Source organism: Kaistella sp. 97-N-M2 (assembly GCF_021513235.1).
In the GTDB taxonomy this organism is placed as follows: domain Bacteria; phylum Bacteroidota; class Bacteroidia; order Flavobacteriales; family Weeksellaceae; genus Kaistella.
The window spans coordinates 2,710,786-2,723,084 of record NZ_CP090976.1 but is presented as its reverse complement, the minus strand read 5'-3'; the positions used below and the strand labels follow the sequence as shown (position 1 = coordinate 2,723,084).

At 40.7% G+C, this 12,299-nt stretch carries 8 protein-coding genes; 4 read left to right on the top strand and 4 right to left on the bottom strand.

Translation table 11 applies throughout. From position 1 onward, the window contains the following. Positions 1-2: 2 nt before the first annotated feature. The 3 genes from L0B70_RS12700 to L0B70_RS12690 all read left to right on the top strand — a co-directional run bounded on the left by L0B70_RS12700 (position 3) and on the right by L0B70_RS12690 (position 3,335). Entirely contained in the window at positions 3-1,049 is a 1,047-nt protein-coding gene (locus tag L0B70_RS12700; protein WP_235142144.1) for an anhydro-N-acetylmuramic acid kinase, read from the top strand. Positions 1,050-1,076: 27 nt separating this feature from the next. Next, entirely contained in the window at positions 1,077-2,600 is a 1,524-nt protein-coding gene (locus L0B70_RS12695) for a carbon-nitrogen hydrolase family protein (RefSeq protein WP_235142143.1), read from the top strand. A gap of 324 nt (positions 2,601-2,924) precedes the next feature. Then, complete coding sequence (locus L0B70_RS12690; protein WP_235142142.1) at positions 2,925-3,335, top strand: MliC family protein; 411 nt, start codon at positions 2,925-2,927, stop codon at positions 3,333-3,335. A gap of 146 nt (positions 3,336-3,481) precedes the next feature. Here the strand turns inward: L0B70_RS12690 and L0B70_RS12685 are convergent, their stop codons facing one another. The 4 genes from L0B70_RS12685 to L0B70_RS12670 form a co-directional block, all read right to left on the bottom strand. Continuing rightward, complete coding sequence (locus tag L0B70_RS12685; RefSeq protein ID WP_235142141.1) at positions 3,482-5,911, bottom strand: TonB-dependent siderophore receptor; 2,430 nt, start codon at positions 5,909-5,911, stop codon at positions 3,482-3,484. Between the two features lie 34 nt (positions 5,912-5,945). Continuing rightward, a complete protein-coding gene (kdsA, locus tag L0B70_RS12680; protein ID WP_235142140.1) occupies positions 5,946-6,755 on the bottom strand; it encodes a 3-deoxy-8-phosphooctulonate synthase in 810 nt (269 codons plus the stop codon). Positions 6,756-6,903: 148 nt separating this feature from the next. Next, complete coding sequence (locus tag L0B70_RS12675) at positions 6,904-7,425, bottom strand: DUF1697 domain-containing protein (RefSeq protein ID WP_235142139.1); 522 nt, start codon at positions 7,423-7,425, stop codon at positions 6,904-6,906. 69 nt (positions 7,426-7,494) lie between these two features. Beyond that, on the bottom strand, positions 7,495-10,980 hold the full coding sequence (locus L0B70_RS12670) for a DUF2723 domain-containing protein (RefSeq protein ID WP_235142138.1): 3,486 nt from the start codon (positions 10,978-10,980) through the stop codon (positions 7,495-7,497). Positions 10,981-11,197: 217 nt separating this feature from the next. Between L0B70_RS12670 and L0B70_RS12665 the strand changes: the two genes are divergently transcribed. After that, positions 11,198-12,235, top strand: a complete 1,038-nt coding sequence (locus L0B70_RS12665; RefSeq protein ID WP_235143600.1) for a PLP-dependent cysteine synthase family protein — start codon at positions 11,198-11,200, stop codon at positions 12,233-12,235. Positions 12,236-12,299 lie beyond the last annotated feature (64 nt).

Here is a 12,299-nt window from a genome sequence, read left to right as displayed (position 1 = left end):
TTATGAAGTTTCGTGCGGTCGGCTTGATGTCGGGAACAAGTTTGGATGGTCTGGATATTTGTTTCGCTGAATTTAGGAAAGAGGAAAACCACTGGGATTTTGAAATTTTGAAAGGGGAAACATTGTCGTATTCCAATGCTTGGGAAGAAAAATTACGCGGTTCTATTCACTTAAATTCTGAAGATCTTTTAGCGCTCCATTCCGAATATGGCTTTTATTTGGGAGAAAAAGTGAAAGAATTTATCGCTACATATTCGCTGGAGAATATCGATCTGATCGCTTCCCACGGTCACACCGTTTTTCATCAACCCAAAAAACTATTCACTTTACAGATCGGCGACGGCAGAGCGATCAAAATTCTAAATGACCTTCCTGTGGTTTACGATTTTCGGGTGCAGGATGTTTTAATGAAAGGAAACGGTGCGCCGCTCGTTCCTATTGGTGATGAATTGCTTTTTTCCGAATTTGATGCGTGCCTGAATATCGGCGGATTTTCCAATATTTCTTTCCAACAAAACGGCAGTCGGATCGCTTTCGATATTTGCGCCGTGAATATCGTACTAAATGAATTTGCAAAAAAGCTGGGAAAAGATTATGATCACAACGGCGATCTTGCACGAAACGGAGAAGTTGATGAAGAACTTTTGGAGCAATTAAATTCCCTCTTTTATTATAAAGAAGACGCGCCCAAATCTTTAGGAATCGAATGGGTTAAAGACCACATTTTACCGCGGTTTGAAGGCAAAACGAACTCTGAAATTCTGGCCACTTTTACGGAACATGCCGCTTTTCAGATCGCGGAAACTTTTAAAAAGTATCAAATAAAAAAAGTATTGTTCACCGGCGGCGGAACGTACAATTCTTTTCTTTTGGAAAGAATACAAAACTTGACAGAAAGCGAAATCATCATTCCAAAAAAAGAACTCATCGATTTTAAGGAAGCTTTGATCTTTGCTTTTATGGGTGTTTTGCGCGTGAACAACGAAATCAATATATTGTCGTCTGCCACAGGAAGTTGGGCAGATCACTCCTCCGGAATTCTGGTGTAGATTCCTTTAATTTTTAAAAATAAATATATGCAGATAGATATTAGAAAGCTGGCTATAGCTGATTATGACGAACTGAAAGAGACCATGCAAAAGGCGTATCCCACAATGTCCGAAAGCATCTGGTCCAAAAAAAGCATTCAAAAACTTATTAAAATATTTCCCGACGGACAAATTTGTATCACGGTTGATGATAAAATCGCCGCTGTTTGTTTGTCTTTAAAAGTGCAGTACGAATTGTTTGGCGACGATCATACGTACAAGGAAATCACGGGAAATTACACGTTCAACACGCATTCTGAAACGGGTAACGTTCTTTACGGCATCGAGATTTTTGTAGATCCGGAGTTTCGCGAATTGCGCCTGGCGCGACGCCTGTATGATGCGCGAAAGGAACTGTGCGAAAAACTGAATCTGAAATCCATCATCGTGGGGGGAAGAATTCCGAATTATTATTTGCACAGTGCGGATCTTTCGCCGCGCGAATATATTCAGCAAGTTCGGAAAAAAGAGATCTATGATCCCGTTTTAAGTTTTCAGCTTGCGAACAGTTTTCTGCCGGTGCGGGTGTTGAAAAATTATCTTCCGGAAGATTCCAATTCGGAAGAAAACGCCGTTTTGATGCAGTGGAACAACATTTATTACAGCAAAAAACCAAACACGATGCAGGATTCTGTTATCCGTTTAGGCTTGGTGCAGTGGCAGATGCGTCATTTCAAAGACATCGATGCTTTTTTTGAGCAGGTTGAATTTTTTGTGAATGTGATGGCGGACTACAAGTCGGATTTCATTATGTTCCCGGAATTCTTCAACACGCCTCTACTCGCGCCTTTTAACGATCTTACAGAAAGAGAAAGTATGTTTAAACTGGCGGAAATGACAGAGGAAATAAAAATCCGGTTGTCGCAATTGGCCATCAGTTATAACATCAACATTATTGGCGGAAGCATGCCGTTTGCAGACACGGAAAAAGATGATCTGTACAACATCAGTTACCTGCTTCACCGCGACGGAAAAATTGATGAACACCGGAAAATCCACATTACGCCGAACGAAAAAAAATTCTACGGAATGAAAGGCGGCAATGAAATTAAGGTCATCGATACAGATTGCGGAAAAGTTGGTCTCGTTATTTGTTACGACGTTGAATTCCCGGAATTACCGCGAATATTAGCGGATCAGGGCATGAAAATTTTGTTCGTTCCGTATCTTACCGATACGCAGAATGCTTATATGAGAGTTCGCCACTGCGCCGCCGCACGAGCCATCGAAAATGAATGTTATGTGGCGATCGCCGGCTGTGTGGGAAATTTGCCTGGAGTAAATAATATGGATATTCAGTACGGACAAGCTGCGGTTTTCACGCCTTCTGATTTTGCCTTTCCGTCCAATGCAGTGAAAGGGGAAGCCACACCAAATACGGAAACGACACTGATCGTGGATGTCGATCTGAATTTGTTGAAAGAGCTTCATCATTACGGCGCGGTACGGACGATGAGCGACCGACGGAAAGACCTGTACGATACGATAAACCTGAACAGCGAACCGGAATAGATTGCGCCTTTGCTTCTCTTTAGAATATTTGTTAACTTTACTAGGCTTCATTAAATATATTAGGTTAGAAATAATAATCTAAAACTGAAAAATATGCTTTATCCGCTAATCGCTTTGGGTTTTACTATTCTGCTGGTTTTCTATATTTTGTATCTTTTTCTGATTAAGAAAGATGCTCAAAAAGCAAAATCGGTTTTATATCCGGGTTTGTTTTTTATCGCGATCTGGGTGGTGTTATATTTTTTGTTTTTGAGGTGAATCTCTTTATTTCCCCGCTTGGCATAGGATTTGCGGCTCAATGGGCTTAATCAAAATATTTTAAAAATGAACATCAAATTTTTTTTACCCGTTGTAGCACTTTCGTTAGCCGTAGCATCTTGCTCTAAAGAGAAAACCGAATCCACTTCGATGGACGCCACTACAGACAGTATGGCGCTAACAGCACAGGATTCAACAATGGTTGGAACAACAGCAATTGACAGCACGCAGGCCGGAAAAACATTTAATTATCTAAGCACGGACGGAAAAACTACTTTTACTCTTACTCATGATGCAGCGAACGGAGACGTGGTTGTAAAGAATGGAACCGAGGGTAAAACGTATCATATGAAGCAAACCCAATCTGCAAGCGGAGAAAAATATGTTGATGAAGATGGTTACTATTTCATCGGACACCAGGGCGATTTTTACTTCGGGAAAGATGACAAAGATATCGTAACAGGTAAAATGAAATAATTTACTTAGATATAAATTTTAAAAAGGCTGTCTGAAAAGATGGCCTTTTTTATTTTTACATAATTTCCGATGGAGTTTACTTCAAAAAAAAATGCCAGCTATCTAAAATAGCCGGCATTTTTAATATATAAAAGAATGTTGATTAATTACAACTTAAACTCAAGTTTAACATTAAAGAATCGTCCAGTCAATCGCACAGGAACGGGATAATTATAACCCGAAGAAACATCGTTCACCCACTGGTTGGCTACCGTATTATTAATGTTGAATGCATTGAAAATTTGCACGCCTAAGGTAAGCTCTTTAAAATTTCCCCAAAAACCACCGTTCACTTTATTGTCTTTCTGATCGATAAAAACTTTCGATAAACCAATGTCTACCCTTTTATACGAAGGTAAAGTTTTTTGGTATTTATAAGGCGCTTCAAAATCCGGTTTACCCTCGCTGTCTAAAGAAACAGGCGTTCCGGAAGGAAGTCCGTTTGCGAAAACCAAAGTCAGATTCACGCGCATCGACGGAAATTTCGGCATATAATCCTGATAGAACATGGAGAAACGAAAACGTGGATCCGTTGGCCTGGAAATGTATCCTCTGTCATTGATGTTTTCTTTTACTCTCGCATAACTCGCCGAAATCCAGGAATCAACACCGGGCACAAATTCGCCGAACAGGCGGGTATCAATCCCATATGCGTAACCTTCAGAATTATTTTGGCCGGAATACCGAATCCGCACGTTATCCAGATAGTACGGAATTAAATCATCCATTTTCTTGTAATAAAGTTCCGTCGTCAACTTGAACGGACGGTCGACCATTCGGAATTCGTAATCGTTCGCAAAAATAATCTGCATGGATCTTTGGGAAATAATGTTCGGGTTAAAATTGCCGTCCAAATCCTTGATCTCCTTATAAAAAGGCGCCTGATAATAAATTCCGCCGGAAAGTTTAAACAACATATCCATCTCCCAGTTGGGTTTGATGGCAAACTGTGCTCTTGGCGAAATAATGGTTTCATCATTAAAATCCCAGTGAGAAGCCCGAATTCCCGCATTTACAAAAACGCGGTTATCGCCCCAGAAAAATTTCTTGGAGTACTGCGCATAGGCGGAAAGTCGCGTCGGCTCGATATGATTGGCGCCCGCAATATTAAATCTTAAGCGAAGTTGGGACGGATCCAGCGTTCCCGGATTTACGAAATCCCGCGGCGTGCTGTATCCCAAAGAATCGACGAGTTGCCATTCGTTCGTGTTATCTTCTAAATTTTCTTTTTCGAATTTAAAACCGACTTCAAAATCGGTGTTTACATCGGGCGAAAATTTAGTTTTAAACTGGGCGCCGTAAGTTTTTACCATTAAATCATTTCGCGCGTGATCGATCTGTCCGCCCACATCATAAGACGTGATGGGTTCGCCCGTAATTGGATCGAAAGTCTGCAGTTGATAAGCCGACGCAATAGTGTAGTATTCCTGTTCGCGGTTCTGGTAGGCAAAACCATCCAAAGTAAATTTCCACTTATCGTTGGGTTTGTAGTTGATGGTTCCGGTTCCCATCATGTTTTTGTACTGGTCGTCTTCCTTACCATTGTAAAAAACACTCAGTTTCAGCGGGGTTTGCAACGATCCGAAATCAACTTCCTTCACTTTCGGAATCATTTTGTAATCGTTTTTGCTCCAGTAACCGATAAAGGAAACGTCCCATTTATCAGTCAGCTTATAATTAAGATATGTTTGAAGATCCATGTACTGCGGATTAAAATCCGTGTCTTCATTTAACGTGTTCAGAACGAGGTTTGTGTTTCTGTATCGGCCCGAAATTAAACCTGTAAATTTCTGATTTTTGGAGGCGAAACCGGTGGAAAGTCGTCCGCCAATTAAACTTGCCTCTCCCGAAAGCTCAAATTTCGTCGGTTGCCGGTAATAAATATTTAAAGAAGAAGACATTTTATCGCCGTATTTCGCTTCGAAACCGCCGGGCGAAAAATTGATCGCCTGAACCATATCCGGATTGATAATACTTAATCCTTCCTGTAAAGAATTTCTGATGAGAAAAGGACGGTAAATCTCAATATCGTTGATGTAAATTAAGTTTTCGTCGTAGTTCCCGCCTCTCACCATGTATTGGGAAGACAGTTCCGCATTGGAGTTAACGGACGGCAATGTTTTCAGGAGTCCTTCCACGCCGCCGGAAAGGGAGGCGACCTGCTGCGCTTCTTTTGCAGAAATTTCGATGGACGTAAGATCGGTGACTTTCGGCTTGCCCTTTTTCTGAAAAACAACCTCCTGGATCTGCGTTTCTCTTTCAATATTTGCGAACAGAACATTCACATTTTGAACTTTTGGCGTCGTTCTTATTGTTTTGGTAAAACCGCGGAAATTTTCTTTTTGTACGGACAGCATTTGCTCGGATTCGGCAATTGGAATCTTTACAAAACCTTTATCATCTGTTGTAAAATTTTGATTGTTATATGAAACATTTGCCTGCGTTACAGGCTTTCCATCTTCATCTAAAACTTTAAGATTAATTTGCGAAAATGCGAAGGTTGGCATAATCGCCAGAAGTAAAAGTAGTTTTTTCAATGCTGCGAATTTAGTTTTTAAAGATAACAAAAAATTAGAGAATCGCTTCTCTCACGCGTGTTAATTTTTGAAGCAGATCTTCCAGTTTATCGAGTCTCAGCATATTCGCGCCATCGGAAAGGGCACAACTTGGGTCGGGATGCGTCTCGATGAAAAGACCATCTGCACCCACAGCGATTCCGGCTTTTGCAATCGTTTCAATTAGCTCCGGTCTTCCGCCCGTGACGCCGGAACTTTGGTTTGGTTGCTGCAAAGAATGCGTGACATCCAAAATCACCGGCGCGTAATTGCGCATCGTGGGAATTCCACGGAAATCCACAACCAAATCGGTGTAACCGAAGGAATTTCCACGCTCGATGATGGCGGTTTTCGGGTTGCCCGAATCGTTTACTTTTTGAACCGCAAACTGCATGGATTCCGGCGATAGAAACTGTCCTTTTTTCAGGCTCACGCATTTACCGGTTTTAGCGGCAGCGATAAGCAGGTCGGTTTGACGCACCAAAAATGCGGGAATTTGTAAAACATCCACGTACTGCGCGGCAAAAGCGGCGTGTTCATTCTCGTGAATATCGGTGGTGGTGGGAATATCGAACGTCTGCCCTACCTTTTTTAAAATTTCCAGAGATTTTTCTTCGCCAATCGTCGTAAACGAATCGACGCGGCTTCTGTTGGCTTTTTTGAAACTGCCTTTAAAGATATAGGGAATATTATATTTGCTGGACAATTCCACTATTTTTTCCGCGATGTTCAGCGCCATTTCTTCGCCTTCAATAATGCACGGCCCCGCGATAAGAAAAAAGTTTTTGGAGTCTTTGTGGTGAATGTTTTCTAAGTATTGAATCATGCTTTAGTTTTTAGAAGTTGAGGAGAAAAATCCTCCGCAAAAATAGGTAATTTTACTTTATCCGTTATTTAAGTTTTGGCTAAAGCCGCTTAAGATCAATGAAAAGAAAAACGGGCTAAAGCCCGCTCTTACTGATTTTTAATAATATTTAAAACTTCTTTCCTATTTTTTCGATTGTATTCAGATTTCTCGACGTCATCTTTTCTTTTAAATTCTTTTTACCTAAAACTTTGCCGAAAGCAGAATCCAAAGTATTGCCTTTTGCAACCTGCCAGTAAAAAGTTTTGCCCACAATTTTTCCCTTTTCGTTTTCGGATTTTTTTGCGTTGAATTCTTCCAGCAAAATTTCTTCTACGTCATCAATTCCGATGAAAGCATAAATGTGCGCATCATTTGACTGAGTAAAAGGGTTTTTGGCGAAAATTTCGGCGACCTCGCCGTCAGTTTTAAGGAAAAGGACAGCTTCGTAATTGAAATCGCCGGAAAGGGCTTTTTCTAAAATTACTTTTAATTCCGTCGGTTTTAGATCAGACGAGAATATAATATTTCCCGTCGCCAAAACGGAAGAAACACCTTTCATTCCTGCATCGGTAAAAACTTGGAACACCTCCGCCATTTTCAGCGAAATGCCGTTCACGTTAACGCCACGAAGAAAAGCACAGAATTTCATTGATCTTCATTTTTGGGGTTAAAAAAAGAGCAAAGTTTACACCTGCTCTTCTTAAAATACTGCTATAAATTATTGGGTCGCTCTCATGATTGCGCTCGTTATTTGATCCTCTTTTTCTTTGCTGTAAGTAGAATCGTAAGGTTCCATTACATCAAACAAATAAGTATAGAACGGCGTAATTTTCTGTACATTTTCAGATTGCTTAAAGGCTTTTTCTTTGCCCATCGCCTGAAGATCTTTCACGAAATCCGTAAAACGTTTATCGATCGGCTCAATGGATTTCACAAGATAATCGTACCCTTTTTCGTTCTTTCCGATCTTTTTGTAAGCATCGGACACCGCGCCGACGATCAGGGAGTATTCAATCGGTTTGGTTCGCATTTGCCGCGCAACGAAACGCTGCTCACCTGGTGAAAGCTTCGCGTAGTAATCATATTCGTTAAAAATGCCTTTTTTGAGTTGTTCTGCCAGCTTCAACCCTTTTTGCTCTTGCCCCGAAACAATGTAGCCATAAACAATTGAACTCAGCGATCTTGGATCATCATATTTTTGGACGGGAATTTCGCGGGAAGCTAAGTCTAAAAGTTCAATTGCTTTGGCTTTCTGGCCGGAAAGCGTTAAAGCTTCAGCCGCCCGGCCTACCGAACCTCTGTAACTTACATTGTTTTGCATGCAGGTTTCATCAAAATGAACATTCAGATCTTTGAAATTGCCCCACTTGTAATTTTTGATGGTTTGGTATAACGAGTTGGCATCTACGCGACCCATTTCGCCATCTTCGCGTTCTGGGGTTTTAATGGGAACAAGTCGGTAACTGAATCCGTCGTACTGCAGATAATCTCCCAAATAGAAAATATTTTCAGGATCGTAAATTCCACCTGAAGAAAAATTAATCGGACGTTTCCAGTCGAAATTCGCCAACATATCGAGCATCAACAAATTATTTTTGAACATGCTGTTGCTCTTATAGTTAATTGTGATATGCTCCACCGTCTGCGACAAATCTTTGGCTTCGATTGTGCCGGACTGCACCGCGTTTTGCTTATTTACCGGAAGGATGAATTTGGAAACCGGCAGAAAATTAAATTTTTCGTATTTATCATTTCCGAAAAGCATTTTTAAAATTTCATCTTTATCATCGGATTTCGTTTTAATAAAATTCATTGCCTCTTTCAAAGACATCGAATCCTGCGTGAGAAACTTTCGGAAACCTGCAAATGTAGTTTCGGGCGCGCCCTGATCTTTTAAATTTGCAAAAACATTGTTCCAGTCTTCTTTGGACATCAAAAATATTTGATCGTTAGTTCCATCGCGGTAATCTTCGTGCGTCATCGTAGAGGGAACAGGCATTGAATTGTACGTTCTGCGTTTCACCTGATCGATATTCCACGGCGTTGAAAGCAAAGTGAAATTGACGACTTTTACATCATCTCGCAGACCCGACGTTTCCTGCATTCCCCAAATCGGATAGGTATCATTATCACCATAAACAAAAAGAATATCGTTTTTCGGTAAAGATTTTAATGTGGAATATGCGTAATCGTAGGCAGTGTAGCGGTTGCTTCGATCGTGTACATTATAATTCTGGAAACCCATCATTAAAGGAATTCCCAACAGAACAATTCCTGCAACGATGTTCACCACATCGGATTTTACCTTTGTCTGCAGATACCACAGCAAAGCTGCCGCTCCAAGCCCAATCCAAATAGCAAACGCATAGAAAGCGCCAACCATTGCGTAATCCCGCTCCCGAACTTCGAATGGTTTTACGCCGGTGTAAAAAACAATACCCATCCCGGTTAATACAAACAGAGAAAGGATGGCATAAAATCGGCCGAAATCTCTTTTAAGCTGAAAGAAGAAGCCGATTATTCCTAGAAGTAACGGTAAAAAGAAAAAGGCTACAGTGCTTTCATTTTTAAATTTTGCCGGCATTGCACTTTGGTCGCCCCACATTGCGTTATCGATAAATGGAATGCCGGAAATCCAGTTTCCTTTGTTATTCTCCATGTGTCCTTCCAGGTCGTTTTGCCTCCCGACAAAATTCCACATAAGATATCGTACAAAGTAATATCCTGTTTGGAAGGTGAAAAAATAATCGAGATTCTGGCCTAAGGATGGACGCTGCACATTAATTAAATTGTAGGATTTTACCTTTAAATAATCGTCCGCTTTAATGGTTCCGTCCTCATACTTTTTTCGGAGTTCATTGAAGACCTGTTTTGCTTCCGGACTGTCCGCGATGTCTTCGTTTGCATAATTAAAGGAGAAATCGGGTGCACCGTACATGGAGATGTAGTTGGACATTACATCTTTGTCTTCGCTGAACATTCGCGGCATAAAGCTTACATGATCCGGACTGAAAATATAATTAAAACGGTCGCCAACACGTCTGTAGGTGCCGCCTTTTTCGTCCTTTTCGTAAACATCGCCCGTTTTCTGAGTTTTGTAACTGCCGTCTTCATTTTTCAGAATTCCGTTCGCATCTAAGTACGCCGTATAGTTTTGGCCGTAAGAGGTTGGCCAGTCTCCGTACTGTTCGCGGTTATAATAATCCAACATACCGATGGCGTTGTCGGGATTATTAAGATTCATGGGTGGATTCGCGTTTGCACGGATCGGAATAACCATCCAGCACGAAAAACCGATCATCATGTACACTACAGATAGCGCGATGGTCTGGTAAATATTTTTCTTTAATTTTCTAGCATATTTTAAGGCGAAATAGCACACTGCCACCAAAATGATAAACGCGATAATGGTCCCGGAATGGAAAGGAAGACCGATGCCGTTAACCGCAAAAATCTCCAGTTTTCCGAAAAGCGTCATAATCAAAGGAAAAATCCCTTTGAAAACGATTCCCAAAATCACCAGCGTCACTACATTGGCCCAGATGAAACTTTTCCAGGAGAACTCATAATTTCTGGAATAATAGATCAAACAAACGGCGGGGATTGCCAGCATACACATCATGTGAACGCCCACGGATAAGCCTGTTATAAAGAATATTAAAATAATCCACCGTTCATTATCGAGATCGTGGTATTCGTTTTCCCACTTCGTAATAAGCCATACCAAAAGGGCAATAAACATGCTCGTCATCGAGTAAACCTCGCCTTCCACGGCGGAAAACCAAAAAGTGTCGGAAAAAGTAAAACATAAAGCTCCAATTACGCCCGCAAAAAGAATGGAGATTTCCTGATGTCTGGTAATTTCACTAAAATCTTTATTGAGAAGTCTTCGCACCAAATGCGTGATGGTCCAGAATAAAAAGAGGATAGTTAAAGCACTGAAAAGTGCCGACATTGAATTAATGACGACCGAGTAATTTTCTCCGTTCCCAAAAGCAAACATCGCTGCAACAGCGCCCACCAACTGAAAAAGCGCCGCGCCCGGGGCATGCGTTACTTCTAATTTGGTTGCGGAAGAAATGTATTCTCCCGTATCCCAAAAACTAAAATTCGGCTCGATGGTAGTGAGGTAGGTAAGGAGAGCAATTACAAAAACAACCCATCCCAAAAGGGTATTCCACTTTTTAAAAGACCAATTTTTCATATTTAAATTTCAATCTTGCGAAAATAAGAATTTATACGTAGTAACTTATGATTTTAACAAAAATTAAATCCACGCAAGTCTGTTTACCGTATCTCCCAATAATAGTTTTACGTGCTGCAATAATTCGTATTCAATAAATCATAAAATAAGAGATACATTGTTGTATTATTTATTTTTTAGTATTTTTGCAGTCGGTTTTATAGACAAAATGAAGAAAATGATTAATGTTTACGATAACATTCTTGGCTTAATTGGTCATACGCCTTTGGTGAAATTGAATACAGTTACCAAAGATATTCCCGCGACGGTTTACGCCAAATTAGAATCCTGTAATCCCGGACATTCCACAAAGGACAGAATTGCTTTACATATTATAGAAGCGGCAGAACGCAAAGGTCTTTTGAAAGAAGGCTCTACGATCGTTGAAACCACTTCCGGAAACACTGGCTTTTCCATCGCCATGGTTTGTATTATTAAAGGATACAAATGTATTCTAGCCGTTAGCAACAAAACGAAAGCGGAGAAAATTGCATATCTAAAGGCATTGGGCGCAACGGTTTATATTTGTCCGGCCAACGTTCCGGCGGATGACCCCCGATCCTACTACGAAGTGGCAAAAAGAATTGCTGCAGAAACTCCTAATTCTATCTACATCAACCAATATTTTAACGAACTTAATATTGATGCGCATTACCGGTCTACCGGGCCCGAAATTTGGGAACAGACCGAAGGTAAAATTACACATTTGATTGCATGCACCGGAACCGGCGGAACGCTATCCGGTTCAGCCAAATTTTTGAAAGAGAAAAATCCTACTGTCAAAATAATTGGTGTTGATGCTTCCGGCTCCATTTTAAAAGGGTTTCACGAAACCGGCAAAATTAATAAAGACGAAATTCATCCCTACCAAATTGAAGGAATGGGTAAAAATCTCATCCCCGCTGCCCTGCTTTTTGATAAAGTTGATGAATTTGTTCGCGTGAATGACGAGATGTCTGCCTACCGAACCAGAGAAATTGCTTTAAAAGAAGCCATTATGGGCGGTTACACCACCGGCGCGGTAACGCAGGGGTTGCTTCAATACGCCAATTCTCACGAGTTTTCCAAGGATGATGTTGTGGTGTGTATTTTCCCTGATCACGGTTCCAGGTACATTACCAAAGTATACAGCGATCAATGGATGGAGGAACAGGGTTTTATCAACAACTGCGTTCATAACTATGAAGAGGTTTTTAAAACCGAAATCATTAAATAAAAATTGAAAACCTTTTTGTACTTCGCGAAAGGTTTTTTTTTAGTATTATTAAATTAAATTTGAT